Raw genomic sequence first — 18,092 nt, forward strand, 5'->3', positions numbered from 1 at the left:
GCAGATACGCCTATAATTTTTGAAAATTCATGTATAGAATAATATTTACTCAAAGTATCAACTCCTTTCAATAATATCCCACTCTAATATCTTATAAAACTCAACATATACTTATATGATTTTATAATTTATATTTAACTGTTAATTCCATCCCATATTTCTTAGCTACTCCAGAGCGTGTCTGAAAAAGGCTTTCTGCAAGATGTGCGTCACAATTTGTGGGAGATTTTGTTCGAATAAGGGCGTCATAGCGGACTACGACAACCGAATTCGGACAAAATATACCACAAAATGGGGCGTGCATCTTGTGAGAATGATTTTTCAAACACGTTCTAATACCTGTTCTTAATTTTACAGCATCATCGTCCGGAGAACAAGCTTATTCCATATTATTTATTTTTTCAATTTCTCTTTTTTTCGTTTCGTCATCAACCCTCCGATCCTTCCGGTCTCTTTTGCAGACAGACTTTTCCATCCATCACTCAATACTCTGTCCAGCAGTCCCATTTCCTCTGCAATTTCATACTTCATTCTGACCTCCGGCAATAATTCTCCATCAAGATAAGCTTTTATTTCCTTCTCTTTATCCAAAACAGCCCACACTCCTTTTCTTTGGAGTATGGGCTGTTTTCTTAATTTTTATACTGTATTTCATTCAAACGGATATTCGCAATCCGCTTCGCTGCCTGCCTGATTCGGTTAAACTTCTGTCTATTGCAGATTGGATTCTGTTATCTTTTGGGAATAATAATTGCCGCAATGATATATGCCCAGATTCCCGCACCGCCAAAGCAGGTAAGGATCACCCATGCCAGACGCACCAACGTAGGGTCAATATCAAAATATTCTGCGATTCCTCCACATACACCGCAAAGCATACTGTTTTCTGATGATTTGTATAAACGTTTGTCACCCATGTCCATTTCCTCCTTAAATCCAGATTAGTCGAGCAGATAAAATCATCCGCTTCGCTACTTACTCTACACCGAATAACTTCCTGATTCGGTTAAATACCACTTTTATTTCTGCACGTCAGAGTACATGCTCTTCAGGATATCTGCAAATCTCTGTGCTCTTTCCCGGAGAAATCTACTGATATATTTCCCATACCGCACTCCAGATCCAGTTTCCTGTCTGCACCTTTATTGGAAATGGTTTTCTCCCGTCCAAGTCCACTGTAGGAATCAGAACCTACATCCAGATTTCCCACTCCACATTCCAGATCATAATTATAATCCTCCTGCATACCGGTCAGTGTCAGATCCAGTTCACCCAGACCACATTCTCCATCTGTCTTCCTGGCGCTCAGATCTGCAAATGTCATACTTCCGGTTCCGATTTCCAGATCTGCCTCCCTTGCAGTCACCGGATTCTTACTTTCAAATTCCCCGGCTCCCATCTCCACACTCAGCTTCTCTGTCTCAACATCTCTGTTCAGATAAACAGTACCTGCACCCATCTCAATCTCCAGCTCCTGAAGCTTAACATCTTCCGGATAGGAGATACACACCTTTCTGTTTTTAGACAGTTTTTTCGTGCTTCTGACCTTAAGAGTATCCGAACTCTCCTTCACTGTCACATTCTTCCCACTGTCATCATAAACTCTGACACAGAAACTGTCGCCCTCTTCCAGAATCAGCTCATCGTACTTCAGCTCTATATCCAGCTTTGTGGGCTGATACTTCAACTGATATACAGTGCCATCTTCCTCATTCTCATCAACAGCGCGGGCATAATCCTCACTGTCGTCACAGTCGTCGCTGTCGTCATAATCATCGCTGTCATCATAATCATAATCGTCATAATCATCATCGTCATCATAATCATCGCTGTCATCATAATCATAATCCCCATCTGCCACCAGAAGCACCCTTTTCAGACTTTTCACCCCTGTCAGTTCCGACATACTGGCTCCCATAACACCACCGGCAGCTGTCAGCCCGATTCCCACAGCACCAAAAATCCCCGCTGCGATCAACATTCCTTTTGTAAACTTCTTCATTTAACCTCCTCCTTTCTCTTTCTGTAAAGCACCCTGTTAAAAAAGTCAGTAATCTTCCGAAACCATTTCGGCACAATGCGTACTGCAATGCTGATCAGTCCTAATATCATAAGGATTGCCAGAGCAATCATCAGACATCCAATTCCTATGGTCATGATCCCGGTTCCGGTCATTACAGCCAAAAGCCCTGCTCCAGCCACAACAGCTGCAATTCCGCCAACCAGTAAAGCCATAGCACCTATGCCCAATCCAACGATCAGCCAGAACGGAAGCAGTAAGATTCCAACTGCAAATGTCAGAATCCCACCAACAGCCCCCTTAACAAAAGGAGAAATAAAAACCAGCAGGATCACCGCAAGGATCAGCACCGCCTGATTCCCCTTTCTGAAAAAACGCTTCCCTGTTCCCGACTCTTCTTCATATCTCTCAGGCATCTGGCCTCTCTCTTTAGTCCGGGCATCCTCATAGCCATGCTCCGTATATTCTCCATACTCATAGCCTCCTGCCGAACCTTTCAGATCCGCCTTGATGATCGCTGCAACCTTCTCTGGACTTCCAAGTTCCCTGAGCACCGAAGCTTCATTCTCAGCTCCTGCATCATCGAAATAACTATTATAAAAATCAAGGGCATCCTGCCTCTCTGTCTCGGAAATATCAGCAAGCAGCTTCTCCAGCTCCTGCATAAACTGCGCCCTGTCCATCATCCTATTCCTCCCTCAAACATCCCGCTTATCTTGGATGCATAAATTTTCCATTCAGCTTTATAAAACTCCAGCTGCGCAGCACCTCTGTCCGTCAGCTTATAATAACGCCGGTTACGTCCTGCATACGCCATATCGTAAACCTCCAGACAATCATCCTTCTGCAGCCTCCTGAGCACCGGATACAAAGTAGACTCCGAAACATCCAGAACTCCACGCACATCCTGCGTGATCTTATACCCGTAAGTCCCTTCCTTCTCCTTAGAAACAACCGCCAGAACAACCGCATCCAGAAGCGCAGCACCCGTATTAAAAACCATATGCTCACTCCCTTGTTTCAATTATGCCCTGCATAAATATCATTATCTCTGCAATCCTGCCGGAGGCTATATACTATACAGAACATTAATATTGTTTTGTTAACGATATTATATGATGTATAATATCATTTTGTCAATACTATTTAGCAAAAATCATTTATACTTTATAATCATATTGATACCTTTACTGAAAATACCTCCTTAACGTCTTCCGGTTCACTATAGCGATCCTCATAAATAATGCATTTAAAAGCATTGCTATATATCAATTTCTTATTTCATAAATTACTGCAAACAATCCAGTCCATCATAGCGTGAAGTCCTGCTGAACTGTCTTGATTGCATTATTTTATGGCATTGCTATAGTATTTCATAAACTTAATATTCCATAAACCTCACGTTATACTACAGTTATTTTCAGTAAACAGCGCAGGAAAATATATCTGTCTGAGTGCATTTGCAGGCATCTTAGATCTTCTTAGCCGGTAGAAATCTGCGTTATGGAGAAAAATCGCAACCTGTCTGAGCGAAGCCTGCAGCGGAGCGAGTTTTGCATTTTTCTCCATGCTTTTAGCAGATTTTTACCGACTTAGAAGATCTTAGATGCCGAAACCGCACTCAGACAGATATATTTTCCTGCGCGTCCCCCCACCAACCCAAAACTACAGCAAAGGAAACCAACCCATTATGAACGAAAATACAACACCCCTCCACCCCGCATTCCTCACCCGAATGGAGAAAATGCTCGGCAACGAATACCCCTCCTTCCTCTCCAGCTTCAATGCCCCCCGAACCTACGGCCTGCGCATAAACACCTCCAAGATCACCTGCGAAGACTTCGAAAACCTGTCTCCATTTCCAACCCGTCAGATCCCATGGATCAAAAACGGCTACTTCTACGATGAAGACATTCGTCCTTCCAGATGCCCATACTACCAGGCCGGCCTCTACTACCTTCAGGAACCCAGCGCCATGACCCCCGCCTCCCGCATCCCCATCGAGCCGGGTGACAGAGTCCTGGACCTCTGCGCAGCCCCGGGCGGCAAGGCAACTGCAGCAGGCGCAGCACTTCAGGGACAGGGACTTCTGGTAGCAAATGATATCAGCACTTCCCGCGCCAGAGCCCTCCTTCGCAACCTGGAACTCTTCGGCATCCCAAATGTCTTCGTAGCAAACGAAACACCTGCAAAGTTAACCAAAGCATTCCCCGAATTCTTCGACAAGATCATCCTGGATGCTCCATGCTCCGGAGAAGGAATGTTCCGTAAGGAAGAAGCACTTGCCAAAGACTGGACTCCCGAAAAATCCATGGAGCTTTCCGAAATCCAGAAAGAGCTTATCCTCCAGGCAGCCGATATGCTCCGTCCCGGCGGACTGATGCTTTACTCTACCTGCACATTCGCGCCTGCAGAAGACGAACAAACTGTTTCCCATCTTCTGGAAAACCGTCCTGACATGGAACTGGCAGAAATGGAAGATTATGAAGGCTTCTCCCATGGAGTTCCTGAATGGGGAAACGGAAATCCTGAGCTTATCAAATGCATCCGGATTTTTCCACACAAAATGAATGGAGAGGGACACTTCCTTGCGCTCTTCCGTAAAAAAGGACAGGCCATCAAGGAAAGCTCCCGTCCTCACACAAAACCGGACAAAAACGCATTTCCACTGATTGAGGAATTTCTGAACGAAATCGGTCTGAAAACCCTCTGCGGCCAGCCATTTGACTGGGAACGTGTGGAAATCCGCGGTGATAAAGCCTACTATCTTCCCCCGGTTGCCCACAACTTCCGCGGCATCACCTTCTTAAGAAACGGTCTCTATCTCGGTGACCTGAAGAAAAACCGCTTCGAGCCGTCTCAGCCACTTGCACTGGCGATCCGCAAAAATGAAGCAGAAGCAGTCATCTCTCTCTCCGCTTCTGACGAAAGGATCACCAGATATTTAAAGGGCGAAACCTTAAATATCGAACCCGAAGAAGCAGCTCACAAAAAAGGCTGGCATCTCCTCTGTGCAGATGGATATCCCATTGGCTTCGGTAAACTGGTCAACCAGATCCTGAAAAACAAATATCCGGCAGGGTGGCGCGTATAACACGCGCTTATCCCTGCCGGATATTTGAATTCACAATAATAATATTTATTCCGCTTACAGCAATATCTCTTTCTGCAATGTAAACGAATAAATGATCTTTTCCTTCACTCTTTTCCCTGTCATCCGCTCCAATGCCCGGGCATAATCCTCAAGCTGCACATGATACAGATCGATCAGCTTCTGTTCCTGTCCTCTCTTCACTCTATCCGTTTTATAGTCCACAAGAACAATCTCTTCCTCTTCCATAAAATAGGCATCGATAATTCCCTGCACCAGCACTGTTTCGTTCTTCCAACCATCATCGAGCATAGAAGCACTTCTCTGGATCACAAAAGGCTGTTCTCTGTAAAGATGTTTTTTCATGGCAGCCTTCTTCATTCTCTGCCCCAGTCCGGACTCCACAAACCTCCTGATATCCCGGATCCGGATACATTCCGCTTCCTGCTCTGTCATTTTCTGGCTCTCCAGAAGTCTCTTTAACTGAGCCCGAAGCTGTTCCTCTGTATCTGCTTCTGCATAATCCAGACATTCCATTACTCTGTGGTAAGCAGTACCTCTGGCAGCCCCCTTATACTCTTCCTGCTTCTCTGCCATAAATGTGGGAACCGGCGCTTCCTGTTCTTCCTCCTGCTCTTCGGCAGACACACTGATATTCTCTTCCAGTTCACTTTCATCATGCCAGCTTCTCTTTTTCAGATCCGAAACACTGACTTTAACCGGAATATCTTCCAGATATTTATACGGATATACAAAGGAAAATCTCTTCTCTATCTCTTCCTTCACAGCCTCATCATACACTTTATTTTCATCCCAGTTCTTCAGATATTCCTCCTGCATCTGGTTTCCTGCCTGGATGAGAACTGCTTTTTCTGTCATCTGACGGACAGTGATCTTTTTTATCACAAACTCAGAGATATCATCGTAAATCCCCGGCTGTTTCTTCATGAGGATTCCATATTCCCACAGAAGTTCACTCATGGCCCGATGCCGCACCAGTGCAGGCAGTACAAAAGCCCAGTAATTCTTTGCTTTCATTCTGGTTCCCAGTGGGAGCAGTTCTTCTTCCTCATCCAGAAAACGCGACAGCGACAGCATCTGCTTTTCCAGCTTTCCGACTGTTCCTGTAAGGATCAGTTTCTCTTTTGCTCTTGTCATGGCAACATAAAGTACCCTCAATTCCTCTCCCAGACTCTCCTTCAGAAGCTGTCTTCTGATCACCTGCTTATTCAGCGAAGATGCGATCACCCGTTTCTCCGGTATGATAGCATCAGCCCCTATTCCCAGTCCCGGATGAAGCAAAAGACCTGCATTCATATCCTGAAAATTAAACTGTTTTCCCATACCGGCCACAAATACTACCGGAAATTCAAGTCCCTTACTCTTGTGGATCGTCATGATCTCCACTGCGGTATTGCCCGCTCCTGTCAGATTGACTTCTCCATAGTCCACCTGATATGCCTGTAGCTGTTCGATATAACGAACAAAGTTAAACAGCCCCCTGTAGCTTGTCTTCTCATAGTCCATAGCTTTCTCCACAAGCATGGTAAGATTTGCAAAACGCTGCTCCCCTCCCGGAAGTGCCCTTGCATAATCTCCATACCCGGTTTCTTTCAGCACATAAAGGATCAATTCGTGGACCGGCGTATATGCAGCCATATTTCTTACCTTTTCCAGGAGACTCAGAAATCCTTTTAATTTAATATTCAGAGAGTTCTTTTCATCTGTTCGCAGATTACTGTTTAACAATTCAGATTTCAGCTTATCCGGATCCAGTTCTTTTTCGGGGATTTCATTTTCTCCTGCATATGCCGAAACACTCTCATAGAGCAGACCATCAGGATACTGTATTCTAAGCTCTGCCAGTTCCTGTGAAGTGCATCCGACGATCGGTGAACGAAGCACTCCCATAAGCGGAATATCCTGCAGCGGATTGTCACACACCTTCAGATAATTCAATACAGTCACAATCTCGGTTGCAGAGAAATATCCGGTTCTTGATGTACAATATACGGGAATCCCCTGAGATGCCAGCACTTCCCTGAATGTTTCTGCCCATCCATAGGCAGTGCGCAGCAGGATTACAATATCCCCGTATTCCACAGACCGGTATTCCTTCTTCTCTTTATCTACGATCTGTTCTTTTCCCACAATTTCTTTAATTCTCTGTGCAATGGCCAGCGCCTCCAGTTCCTGCCCGGTCTGATTTTCCATTTCCCTGCGGTTTCCCGATGCACCTGCGTCTTCATAGTCCTGTACATCAGACAGTTCTTCTCCGTCTCTCTCGACCAGAAGAACCTCTGTCTTTACAAATTCCTCTGACTCTCCTTCCGGAAAAGAAGCTCCGGGATAAAGGGCTGCATCTTTGTCATAGGTAATCCCTCCCAGGTCTTCCCCCATGATCTGTCGGAAAATAAAGTTTACACTCTCCAGAACCTGTTCCCTGCTCCGGAAATTTTTGTGCAGGTCAATTCTCTGCTCCTGTGCTTCTTCTGTGGAATAACTTTTATATTTTTCCATGAAAAGCTCCGGCCTTGCCAGACGGAAACGATAGATACTCTGCTTTACATCTCCTACCATGAAGATATTTTTTTTCTGGTTGATCCACCCGGATACTGCTGTTGTCAGAAGTTCCTGCACTAAGTTACTGTCCTGATATTCATCCACCAGGACTTCATCATACTTTGCGGAGAGCTCTCTCGCAGCCTGAGACATATGGATTTCTTCCCCTTCTTTCGTCATCAGTATCTGCAGGGCATAATGTTCCATATCCGTAAAATCCAGAATATTCTTTTCTCTCTTCGCCTCTCCGAACTGTTTTTTAAATCGTGCCGTCAACTCAACTAACATCTCTATTGGGCCTCTGATATATCTGATCACTTCCAGAAGTTCTTTCTCTGCACTCTGGAAATATCGCTGCCCCAGTTCCTTCAGAATCCCCTTTTCCTCATCCCGAAGATCTTTCACTCTCTGCTTCTTCTGTTCATCTACATCCGCAGCCTTCTTTGTGCTCAGCCGGGCAAATGAGGGTTTCATAAGTATTTCTGCAGTTCCATTATAATCTCTTTTCTCTGCCAGCTCCTGCAGACTTCTTATAAGAAGCAGATCACTGCTCAGTGCCTCATCATACAGATACGGACCATCCGGCTCTGAGCAGATTCTTCGAGCCTCCTGCACCAGAAGCTTCGCTTCCTGCAGTTCATCCTTCACTGCATCCCAGAGCATCCTCATCCACTCAGTCTCTCTTAACTCTTCCAGGGAATCAATCCTGTAATCATCCATACACCCGGACAGCCATTCCTGCGGAAAAGGATTGCTCATAGCCATTTCATATAATTTCTGTATCAGGTTTCCCAGATTTTCATCTGACTTTCCTGTTGCAAAGCATTCCACGAATTTCTGAAACTTTTCATCTTTTTTGGCATAATATTCTTCAAGCAGTGCTTTCACAACATCTCCTCGCAGAAGCTTCAGTTCCCCCTCATCTGCCGTCCGATATCCCGGATCCAGTCCGATCAGATGAAAGTAATTCCGGATAATATAGGCACAGAAACCATCAATAGTTGTAATCTGTGCAGTATGAAGCAGAGTTGTCTGTCTCTGCAGATGCTCATTATCGGGATCCTCACAGAGTGCTTTTTCAATAGCTGCCGAGATCCTCTCTTTCATTTCACCTGCTGCAGCTCTTGTAAATGTCATGATCAGCAGTCTATCAATATCCACAGGGTGTTCTTTATCTGTTATCTTACTCAGGATACGTTCTACCAGTACTGCCGTTTTTCCGGACCCGGCTGCCGCACTGACCAGAATATTTCTGTCCCGCAGCCGTATAACCTCCTGCTGCTCCTTTGTCCACTGTACGCCCATCTTATTCTGCCTCCCTGTCAAATGCTTTCCATAATTCCTCATCAGAGAAGTTTTTCAGTCTGCGGAATTCATATCCTGACAGCCTGCGGTCAAATCCGCATACCGTCATATACGGACAATAAGTACACGCATTCTTTTTTCCGAGCTCATAGGGAGAAACCTCTGCATCTCCCTCCAGAATAGAACTTCTTATCTTCTCAATCTTCGTCCTTACATACCGTCCAAGCACTGCGAACTGTGTTCTGTCTGCCACAGAAGAATTTTTGCGAAAGCTTCCGTCCTTATTAAATGCGACAGGAATGGAGCCAAGACTGCTGTCCATCCTGTACACAAGCTCCGGATCTGCCTGAACCAGCCCATTCATCTTCAGTTCTTTCATAAGACCTGCACTGACTGCTTCCACATCCGCATCTATCTTCTCCTGGATCATAGGATCCTTGATATTGTAATAGAAAACTCCCGCAGGAATAATCTCCTTATCCGGATATTTCTTCTGCTCTACACGCAGAGCACCATCCAGATAGATCATCAGCTGTAACTGCAGGCCATGATACAGATAAACCAGGTCAAAGGATGTATTTCCGGTTTTATAATCAATCACCTTCACATACACCTTATTCTGATCTTCCATAATATCTACTCTGTCAATCCGTCCTCCCCCGAAGGTTACCTCAAAGCCTTCCGGCTGAAATTCTCCCTGTTCCAACTGTTTCTGAAGTGCCCATACCGTCCTTCTGAGGATTCTCCTTGTTCTCTCGATCATATATTCATTTCTGGCACTGCTTTTGAGCACCGTGTTTCCATAATCTGCCACAATATTATCCAGACACCGGTCCGCAATCTCATTCCGTTCCTGTTCTGTCAGCTCTGTCCATTTCATGCCTCTTTTTCGCACTTCTTCTGCAAAGCTTTCCAGTGCTTCATGCATAACATTTCCCATATCCATAGGTTTAAACTCATATTCCACACGCTCGGTCAGCTTCATTCCATACTGAAGGAAATGTGCAAATGCACAGGCTGCAAAACGTTCCAGTCTGGTAGCACTGTAAGGTGAAACCTCTCCGTATAATGCCTTCGCCACACTCTGGCTGATAATGTCCTCTGGTTTTCCGGCAAAAGCCGACTGTACCAGCTTCTGTACTCTGCTTCTGTATTCCGTATTCCGCAGATACCAGCTATAAAGCTCTCCAAACATTGCATCCGTCTCATCTGCCTGCTCCAGAATATCCTCATGTTCTTTCTCTGTCTCCTGTACCAACTTCTCCAGAAACAGATCAATCCCAGCTTCCGGATTTTCCGGATAACAATAATTGTTTATAGAATTTTTATGGGGTCTGACCCCGGCTCCACCCTCAATTTCCAGCTTCGGATACAGACTGCGTATACTCCCGATCAGATATGCCGGACTTATGCCTTCTCCTTTTGCATTGGTATCACTATAGGAGAGGATCAGCTTTTCTCCCGGTTTCGTCATATTCAGATACAGATAAAACCTCTGCATATTCATCAGTTCTTTAGGCCCCGGTGCCAGTTCCACTCCCTGCTCCTGGAAGAAATCCCTGTCAAGCTCTGATAAGATTCCGCCTGTCTGTGTGCTCTTTGGGATATTTCCCTCATTCACGCCAACAAAGAACAACGCCTTAATCTCCTTTAAGCGGGATCGTTCCATATCACCCACCATTACCTGATCTATGCTCGGCGGAATCAGCGCTACTTTTGCCTGAGAAAGTCCTGATTCCAGAAGCTGTCGGAACTCCTGTCTGTTTACCGTTTCTTCGCCAAGAATCTCAACCATCTTATCCAGCAGGTCCATCACAATTCCATAAATCTGGTTATATTCTTTTTCCATTGCTTTATCGCCTGACTCTTTAAACTTTCGCTCCTGTCGTTTCAGTTTCTGCCAGACATTGCTTTTTTGGATAAACTCACAGAGAATCCGGCAGTACTCTTCCACTGTCTTCTTCCCGGAACCAAATCCCTGTGCAAGTTCCCTTACTTCTTCCGCAAAGATTTCTCTGATCTCATTCAGTTCCTGTATCTTCTCCGCTTCCATTCCTCTGTATACACGAACCCATTTTTCAGACCATTTCTTATATCCCCGGATTCCCAGCGCCAGCACGTAATTCTCCAGCTTATCAGCCTGTTCTCTGGTAACTTCTGACATCCCGCATCTGAGATAACGGAAAACACTCTCATAAGGAAATCCCTGTACCGCCATCTCCATGGCAGCGCGCAGATACTCCACAAAAGGATTCATCATTACCGAGTGCTTCTCGTCAATAAAATATGGAATATCTGCCTCCTCAAATACCTGTGCTGCAAGTCTTGCATATTCTTCCAGATTTCCTGTGATCACTGCAATCTCACCATAGCGGTATCCGCAGGTACGCACAAGTTCTGACATCCTTCTGGCAGCCTCCCGCATTTCTTCCAGGGGGGATGGCACAGTAAATATTTTTATCTCCTGCTGTTCTTCGGCATACACGCCCTTTCTGTAGCGGAAGATATTTTTCTCCAGAAACTGTAAGGCAGGTGCCTGTGCAAACCGGGACTGTCCGGATGGTTTCAGATACACCGGATCCTCCAGATCTCTGGTCAGCCCTGCAAGTGTCCGTATCATCTGCTTGCTCATAAAGAAAAGCTGATAAGGTTTTCCCGGAGAAAAAGCATCCTCCCGTTCGTCCATAGTCACAGTAACACTTATGCGGTCAGCAATGACCAGAAGTTCCCTGAGCACATTGACCTGAATTGGCGTGAATCCGGTAAATCCATCAAAGAGAAATTCCGCTCCCTTAAGTTTCTCGGAAAAAGGAAGCTGTTTAAGCAGGACATCCATCACCTCTTCCCCTGTCATATAATACCCCTTCAGGAATTCCCTGAATGACTGATAAAGGATTCCCACATCCTTAAGCTTCATTTCAAGTAATGGCTGATCTTTGGCCTTCTCTTTCATTTCTGCCAGATTCTCTTCTCTGATATCATACTGCATAAATTCTGAAACCAGAGACTTCACCTCATCCAGATATCCCGGCTTATTCATCTGACTTCCCAGATAGGCAAGTTCCTTTCTGTGCTGCTGCACCATTTTCTGCAGCACCATGCTTTTTCCCGTATCTTCCAGAACCTTTCTGTTATCTCCGCCGGTTTCTTCAAATACACGGTACGCAAGACGTTCAAAGCTCAGGATGTCAATATTCAGGATTCCTTTTCCCGGATGCATTTCCACCAGCGTCTTCTGTGTCTGCATGGTAAACTGCTCCGGAACAATAATATAGTAATTTCTCTCCGGATGTTCCATGGACTCCCGGATTACTCTCTCATATGCAAAATAAGACTTTCCGGCACCGGAACTGCCGATAATAAACTGTAATGACATTCTTCTCTCCTTACTGTCGGTTACTCACATTCGTTGTTTCAGTATATCATAATTTAAGCACTTCTGTAATAGAATATACAAAACCATCCAGGAGGCGTGTACCATGAGTGCAAAAACAAAAATCATAGTCCTACATATGAAGGAAGTTATATACACCGGCATCTTTCTCCTTCTTGCTGTCATCCTGGCTATTGTACTTTTTTTCATGTTTGGACCCGGTCAGAAAAAAAGTGCCTCAGCCGATGCCAAAAGCCTGTACAAACCGGGAATTTATACTTCCTCCATCGACCTGAATGAAAACACCTTTGACCTGGAAGTAACCGTTGACTCTGACAGGGTAACTTCCATCCGTCTGGTAAATTTAAGCGAAAGCACCGCAGCCATGTTTCCTCTCATGGAACCGGCTCTGGAATCACTGGCCAGCCAGATCTATACCTCCCAGTCGCTGGAAAATATCCAATATTCCGAAGATCAGAAATATACCTCCATGATTCTTTTGAATGCAATTGAAACAGCACTGAAAAAAGCGGAGAACAACTGATCGTTCTCCGCTTCGCCATGCAAAATCACGCGGATAAAATCATCCACTCCGCTATGCGATTCTAAATATCCATATTTTCAAGCTGCTCCAACCATACTCCTGCACTTGCATCACTTGGCATTCTCAGATCACCTCTCGGTGAAACCGCAACGCTTCCCACCTTCGGGCCATCCGGAAGGCAGGAACGTTTAAACTGCTGTGCAAAAAATCTCCAATAGAAGGTTTTCAGCCATTTGAAGATTGTCTCCTTATCATACATTCCTTCAAAAGTCTCACATGCCAGCCTGTAAATTTTCTCCGGTTCAAATCCTGCACGAAGCATATAGTACAGATAGAAATCGTGAAGTTCATAAGGTCCCACCAGATCTTCTGTCTTCTGTGCGATCTTGCCATCCTTAGGCGGCAGAAGCTCCGGACTTACCGGTGTATCCAGAATATCAAGAAGAACCTCTGTCAGCTTCTCATCTTTGCAGGTATCCGCATAATAACGTACAAGATGACGCACCAGAGTTTTCGGCACTGAAGCATTCACGCCGTACATGGACATATGGTCACCATTGTAGGTTGCCCATCCCAGAGCCAGCTCAGACAGATCTCCTGTTCCCACCAGAATCGAGCCATCCTGATTTGCACTGTCCATCAGGATCTGCGTTCTCTCTCTTGCCTGGCTGTTCTCATAAGTCACATCATGCACAGACGGATCATGAGCAATATCCCGGAAATGTACATTTACTGCTTCTTTGATATTGATCTCACTTAAAGCCGCACCCAGACACTGACTTAATTTGCAGGCATTCTGATAAGTTCTGTCTGTGGTTCCAAAGCATGGCATGGTAATACAGTGGATATCCTTTCTGTCCGCACCGGAAAGGTCAAAGGCTCTTGCGATCACAAGCAGTGCCAGTGTGGAATCCAGACCTCCGGAAAGTCCCACTGTTGCCTTATGGCAATGGATATGATCCATACGTTTCTTAAGTCCCATTGCCTGGATATTCAGGATTTCATCACAACGCATATCCCTTTCTTCTTTTCGTGAAGGTACAAAAGGATACTGCGAATATTTTCTGGTCAGTTTTGTCTCTTCCACATTCAGATGGAAGCACACTTTAATATGATCACTGTCGTCAGCCGGCTGATAAGTAGTCAGTCTTCTTCTCTCATCGTTCAGCCTCTGCACATCAATCTCACTGCATACAATACCATTGTGGAAACGTTTTCCTTCCGCAAGGATCACTCCATTCTCTGCGATCATATTCTGACCGCCAAAGACCAGATCCTGTGTAGACTCACCTTCTCCTGCATTTGCATATACATATCCGCACACCAGACGTGCAGACTGTCCGGAAACAAGATTTCTGCGGTAGCTGTCCTTTCCGACCATCTCATTGCTGGCTGACAGATTCACGATCAGATTCGCTCCTGCCTGTGCATGGAGAACGCTTGGCGGCAGTGTCACCCATAAATCCTCACAGATCTCTGCTGCTGCCACAAGCTCCGGCTCCTCCTCACAGATAAAAAGAATATCTGTTCCGAAAGGAACTCTCTTTCCCTCAATATCCACATATTCCAGACAGCCAAGACCTGATGCAAAATGGCGCTGCTCATAAAATTCTCCATAGTTTGGAAGATAAGTTTTCGGAACCAGCCCAATGATCTCGCCTCTGTTTAAAACTGCTGCCACATTATATAATTTTCCATGATTTCTGAAAGGCACACCTACAAAAACAAGGGCATCCACATCAGCAGTTTCCTTTGTGATCTTCAGCAAAGTTTCCCAGGCGCTGTCGAGAAGACGTCTCTGCAGGAAAAGATCCTGACAGGTATAGCCTGTGATACAAAGCTCCGGAAAAGTCATAACCTTCACATGTTCTTTCTCCATCTCATGGATCAGTCTGATAATCTCATTTCCATTGGCATTGCAGTCTGCAACTGTGATATAAGGTGTTGCGGCTGCTGTTTTGATATAACCGTTTTTCATTTTCTACCTCTTCTTCCCTGTGCTCCGGCAGATCTATCTGTCAGTACATTGGCGTCTCTTATTTACATTTACGCAGGATTTCTTTCAGTTCTTCCACTGTAAATTCATAATTCTTATTACAGAAATGGCAGTTCATCTCAATGGACTTACCTTCCTGGATCATTTCATTGAGTTCTTTTCTTCCGATGCTGATCAGGGCTTTCTCCACTCTTTCTCTGCTGCAGTTACAGTAAAATTCCGTAGGAACTTTCTCATTGATCTCCATGTCAAAGCCCTCCAGGACTTTCTCAAGCAGACTCTCAGGAGTATGCCCCTCTTCCAGAAGATTTGTGACAGATGTGATTTTCTGCACATTTTCCTCAAGCTTCGCAATTGTACTCTCTTCCGCAAACGGCATCAGCTGCACGATAAATCCGCCAGCCTGACGTACTGTATTGTCTTTATTCATAAGAACTCCAAGACCAACTGCTGACGGTACCTGTTCACTTGTAGCAAAATAATAGGTAAGATCTTCTGCGATCTCGCTGGTCTGAAGCGCAACCTGTCCAACATAAGGCTCTTTCAGTCCCATATCCTTAATCACGTTCATAAATCCTACACCGACAGCACCTGCAACATCCAGTTTTCCCTTGCTGTTCGCCGGGATACATACATCAGGATTTCCCACATATCCCTTTACACGACCTTTGGAATCTGCAGTCACAGTAATTCCTTCCAGAGGACCTCCTGCCTTAATCTGAAGTGTAAGGATATCCTTATCCCCCTTCATCATGGTACCCATCATGGCACCTGCTGTAAGAAGACGTCCCAGTGCTGCTGTGGCTACCGGGCTTGTATTGTGATCCTGTCTCGCTGTTTCTACTGTTTCTGTAGTAACTGCCGCAAATGCCCGAATCTGATCATTCGCTGCAATTGCTCTGATAATATAATCGTTCATTCGTTTATTACTCCTGTTATTTCTTTCATATTATTTTCATTTTGTCCATGGCTTAACATCAAATCAATAGCAATCCCCGTAAACAATGCATTAATTAAGAGGCCTGCTATAATCGCATCAATCCGCGCGATGTGTCTCAGGTTTCTCCGGAATCCTTCCATGATATCCGTTCTGTGCACTTTTTCCATGCTCTCTTGCAACAAAAGTCAGACGTTCACAGTTCTCATCACCCGGATTATGAGTATATGCATCACAGACTGCCACCAGTTCCATTCCTGCTTTCACAATCATAGCCTTGATTGCTTCTATGGAATATGCTTTCTGTACATGTTCCTCCTCACACTTCTCATACAATCCGTCTTCTCTCGGAAGAAAAAGTGCCAGTTCATATACATTCAGGGCATTTTCCCTGTCATAACTGTTCTCCCAGATAAAACTTCCGTCCTCTCTATCCTCAGCAATAGTCGTATCACCGATCACATCCCGGTATTTATGGATCGTATTCATATCAAAAATGAACAGTCCGCCCGGATCCAGATAATTATTTACCAGTGCAAAAAGATACTCCAGATCTTCCTCGTCCGTCAGATAATTCATACTGTCACAGACACTGATCACCGCACGAACCGTACCATATAACTCAAAATCCTGCATATCCTGCAAAAGATACAGAATATCATGACCGGATTCCGCCCGCTTCTCCATAGCCTCTGCAAGCATCTCCTCAGAATTATCGATACCGATCATATCATATCCGGCATCTGCAAGCATCTCTGTCACAGTACCTGTTCCACATCCCAACTCCAGAACCAGACCATCCCTGATCCCGTCCTGAGCCAGTGTTTCTATAATATAGTCTGCCCATTCACGATAGTTTACATTATCCATGAAAACATCATAAACACCGGCAAATCTTCCATATGATTCCATTCATCAGCCCTCATTATCTACCTGTTTTACTGTTCACAGCAACACATATTTTCTCTGCTATTCTACCACAATATCCATTCTTATGTAAATAACAGGTTGTTCTCTGTCAGCGCAAAAAAGGACGACTGTTTTTACAGCAGCCGTCCTTTTCAACTTTTCTGTTACTGATTCTTAGGCATATAGCGGACATACGCCGGTTCTCCATGATAGTAATAGTCAACGCCGTTCTCATCATAAACGTCCTCACCATTAGCAAAATCATAGGTATTTCCGTCATCATCACACCATGTACCGTCACCGTTCGGATAAATTACAAGCGGATATCCGTCGGAGTTTCTGTAAATAGTTCTTGTCTGATCTGTATCATAGTCCGGATCATCTGTTCCTACAGGTGTTCCGTCTGCATAATATCCATTGGAAGAACCATCGTCATAATCATAAGATCCGTCACTGCTGCCATCAGAAGTATAGTCTGATGAACTGTAATCTGATGAACCGCCCGATGAAGTATCACTGTAAGAACCGTCTGTGCCTGCTGAAGAACTTCCATCTGATGAACTGCCGGATGCTGTTCCGTCTGTACCTGCAGCCGCTGTTCCTGTAGTTCCTGAAGTGCCGTCTGCAGTTGTACCTGCTGTAGTTCCTGAAGTTTTTCCTGTTGCTGCTGCTTTCAGTACAGAATCACCGGAAATAGTGAATGAATCAACAGAAGTCTTGATTCCCGCCAGTGCTTTCTCATCTTTTACAGAACCTGCAACACTGTAAAATTCTGTTGTATTATCTGTGAAATATTTATTTACAACATATTTATAGTCACTCTTATCAGTGAGGTAATGAACTGTATAGCTGTAAACATTTACACCGCTGACTTCCTCTGATTTATAATCCTGGATCTCAAAATCTGTACCTTCTACAAGATTATCTGCCTTTACAAGTGCAGAGGCTGTATCCTGTGAGCTTGGAATGATCGCCACAGACATATCCTCCTCACCAGAACCATGCAGGATCAGGAGTTTGCCCTGTTTCGGTGACTCGAAGCTTAACATATCGTCAGAATCTGATTTATTCGCCCATGTCGCATCCGGAAGTTTAATGGATACTGCTTTATTCTTAGATGTATAGGTAGTATTCTGGGCATTGGCCGGCGCAGGGGTAGGAGTTGCTTTCGCTGCTTTGGTTGGCTCCGGTGTAGGAGTTACCTGTACCACACTTGAATCCTCGTCACTGCCGCCTCCAAAGTTACATGCAGTCATGGAAACAGATAATACAGCTGTTAAGGCCAATAACATTAGTACTCTTTTATTTTTCATAATATCCTCCTTAGAATAGATATATAGTCTTCAGGTAATATT

General features: G+C 44.8%; 14 protein-coding genes and 1 pseudogene. 3 read left to right on the forward strand and 12 right to left on the reverse strand.

Annotated elements, in window-relative coordinates; all coding sequences use genetic code 11:
- Positions 1-121: 121 nt before the first annotated feature.
- Positions 122-265: pseudogene (locus LI074_RS17915) on the reverse strand (DUF6783 domain-containing protein); the annotation flags it as partial.
- Between LI074_RS17915 and LI074_RS17920 the strand changes: the two are divergent.
- Complete coding sequence (locus LI074_RS17920; RefSeq protein ID WP_306441521.1) at positions 203-349, forward strand: DUF6783 domain-containing protein; 147 nt, start codon at positions 203-205, stop codon at positions 347-349. The pseudogene LI074_RS17915 and the gene LI074_RS17920 overlap by 63 nt on opposite strands.
- A gap of 44 nt (positions 350-393) precedes the next feature.
- Here LI074_RS17920 and LI074_RS11800 read toward each other — a convergent pair whose 3' ends face one another.
- The 5 genes from LI074_RS11800 to LI074_RS11820 form a co-directional block, all read right to left on the reverse strand.
- Positions 394-591, reverse strand: a complete 198-nt coding sequence (locus tag LI074_RS11800) for a small, acid-soluble spore protein, alpha/beta type (RefSeq protein WP_022380942.1) — start codon at positions 589-591, stop codon at positions 394-396.
- Between the two features lie 140 nt (positions 592-731).
- Positions 732-917 (reverse strand): PspC domain-containing protein, encoded by a 186-nt coding sequence (locus LI074_RS11805; protein ID WP_008706626.1) that lies wholly within the window; start codon positions 915-917, stop codon positions 732-734.
- A gap of 131 nt (positions 918-1,048) precedes the next feature.
- Positions 1,049-2,002, reverse strand: a complete 954-nt coding sequence (locus tag LI074_RS11810; RefSeq protein WP_055057275.1) for a DUF4097 family beta strand repeat-containing protein — start codon at positions 2,000-2,002, stop codon at positions 1,049-1,051.
- Positions 1,999-2,706: a DUF1700 domain-containing protein gene (locus LI074_RS11815; RefSeq protein ID WP_055057274.1), complete on the reverse strand. Its 708-nt coding sequence runs from the start codon at positions 2,704-2,706 to the stop codon at positions 1,999-2,001. The genes LI074_RS11810 and LI074_RS11815 overlap by 4 nt, the downstream gene beginning before the upstream one ends.
- A complete protein-coding gene (locus LI074_RS11820; RefSeq protein ID WP_020993548.1) occupies positions 2,703-3,023 on the reverse strand; it encodes a PadR family transcriptional regulator in 321 nt (106 codons plus the stop codon). Before LI074_RS11820 ends, LI074_RS11815 begins: the two co-directional genes overlap by 4 nt.
- A gap of 687 nt (positions 3,024-3,710) precedes the next feature.
- Between LI074_RS11820 and LI074_RS11825 the strand changes: the two genes are divergently transcribed.
- Positions 3,711-5,114 (forward strand): RsmF rRNA methyltransferase first C-terminal domain-containing protein, encoded by a 1,404-nt coding sequence (locus LI074_RS11825; protein WP_173698225.1) that lies wholly within the window; start codon positions 3,711-3,713, stop codon positions 5,112-5,114.
- 54 nt (positions 5,115-5,168) lie between these two features.
- Here the strand turns inward: LI074_RS11825 and addA are convergent, their stop codons facing one another.
- Complete coding sequence (gene addA, locus LI074_RS11830; RefSeq protein WP_173698224.1) at positions 5,169-8,978, reverse strand: helicase-exonuclease AddAB subunit AddA; 3,810 nt, start codon at positions 8,976-8,978, stop codon at positions 5,169-5,171.
- A gap of 1 nt (position 8,979) precedes the next feature.
- Entirely contained in the window at positions 8,980-12,354 is a 3,375-nt protein-coding gene (gene addB / locus LI074_RS11835) for a helicase-exonuclease AddAB subunit AddB (protein ID WP_173698223.1), read from the reverse strand.
- 103 nt (positions 12,355-12,457) lie between these two features.
- Here addB and LI074_RS11840 point away from each other — a divergent pair, with 103 nt between their 5' ends.
- Positions 12,458-12,895 carry an FMN-binding protein gene (locus tag LI074_RS11840; RefSeq protein ID WP_008706640.1) on the forward strand — a complete coding sequence of 146 codons (438 nt, stop codon included), beginning with the start codon at positions 12,458-12,460 and terminating at the stop codon, positions 12,893-12,895.
- Between the two features lie 61 nt (positions 12,896-12,956).
- On the opposite strand, the gene LI074_RS11845 is transcribed toward LI074_RS11840, so the two are convergent.
- From LI074_RS11845 to LI074_RS11860, 4 genes are all read right to left on the reverse strand, one after another.
- Entirely contained in the window at positions 12,957-14,873 is a 1,917-nt protein-coding gene (locus LI074_RS11845; protein WP_173698222.1) for an NAD(+) synthase, read from the reverse strand.
- 58 nt (positions 14,874-14,931) lie between these two features.
- Positions 14,932-15,810 carry an Hsp33 family molecular chaperone HslO gene (gene hslO / locus LI074_RS11850; RefSeq protein ID WP_008706643.1) on the reverse strand — a complete coding sequence of 293 codons (879 nt, stop codon included), beginning with the start codon at positions 15,808-15,810 and terminating at the stop codon, positions 14,932-14,934.
- A 117-nt stretch (positions 15,811-15,927) separates the two neighbouring features.
- Positions 15,928-16,740, reverse strand: a complete 813-nt coding sequence (locus LI074_RS11855) for a class I SAM-dependent DNA methyltransferase (protein WP_055052582.1) — start codon at positions 16,738-16,740, stop codon at positions 15,928-15,930.
- 161 nt (positions 16,741-16,901) lie between these two features.
- The gene (locus tag LI074_RS11860; RefSeq protein WP_118338620.1) at positions 16,902-18,050 is read right to left on the reverse strand and encodes a hypothetical protein; all 1,149 of its coding nucleotides are present in this window, start codon (positions 18,048-18,050) and stop codon (positions 16,902-16,904) included.
- Positions 18,051-18,092 lie beyond the last annotated feature (42 nt).

This window comes from Blautia sp. MSK18_10 (assembly GCF_020553185.1).
Taxonomy (GTDB): domain Bacteria; phylum Bacillota; class Clostridia; order Lachnospirales; family Lachnospiraceae; genus Blautia_A; species Blautia_A wexlerae.

What these genes read in the sequence shown, in the direction of transcription:
- addA (WP_173698224.1), bottom strand. Translation starts at nt 8,978, where the DNA reads ATGGGCGTACAGTGGACAAAGGAGCAGCAGGAGGTTATACGGCTGCGG.
- hslO (WP_008706643.1), bottom strand. Translation starts at nt 15,810, where the DNA reads ATGAACGATTATATTATCAGAGCAATTGCAGCGAATGATCAGATTCGG.
- addB (WP_173698223.1), bottom strand. Translation starts at nt 12,354, where the DNA reads ATGTCATTACAGTTTATTATCGGCAGTTCCGGTGCCGGAAAGTCTTAT.
- LI074_RS11840 (WP_008706640.1), top strand. Translation starts at nt 12,458, where the DNA reads ATGAGTGCAAAAACAAAAATCATAGTCCTACATATGAAGGAAGTTATA.
- LI074_RS11845 (WP_173698222.1), bottom strand. Translation starts at nt 14,873, where the DNA reads ATGAAAAACGGTTATATCAAAACAGCAGCCGCAACACCTTATATCACA.
- LI074_RS11805 (WP_008706626.1), bottom strand. Translation starts at nt 917, where the DNA reads ATGGGTGACAAACGTTTATACAAATCATCAGAAAACAGTATGCTTTGC.
- LI074_RS11815 (WP_055057274.1), bottom strand. Translation starts at nt 2,706, where the DNA reads ATGATGGACAGGGCGCAGTTTATGCAGGAGCTGGAGAAGCTGCTTGCT.
- LI074_RS11820 (WP_020993548.1), bottom strand. Translation starts at nt 3,023, where the DNA reads ATGGTTTTTAATACGGGTGCTGCGCTTCTGGATGCGGTTGTTCTGGCG.
- LI074_RS11825 (WP_173698225.1), top strand. Translation starts at nt 3,711, where the DNA reads ATGAACGAAAATACAACACCCCTCCACCCCGCATTCCTCACCCGAATG.
- LI074_RS11860 (WP_118338620.1), bottom strand. Translation starts at nt 18,050, where the DNA reads ATGAAAAATAAAAGAGTACTAATGTTATTGGCCTTAACAGCTGTATTA.
- LI074_RS11810 (WP_055057275.1), bottom strand. Translation starts at nt 2,002, where the DNA reads ATGAAGAAGTTTACAAAAGGAATGTTGATCGCAGCGGGGATTTTTGGT.
- LI074_RS17920 (WP_306441521.1), top strand. Translation starts at nt 203, where the DNA reads ATGTGCGTCACAATTTGTGGGAGATTTTGTTCGAATAAGGGCGTCATA.
- LI074_RS11855 (WP_055052582.1), bottom strand. Translation starts at nt 16,740, where the DNA reads ATGGAATCATATGGAAGATTTGCCGGTGTTTATGATGTTTTCATGGAT.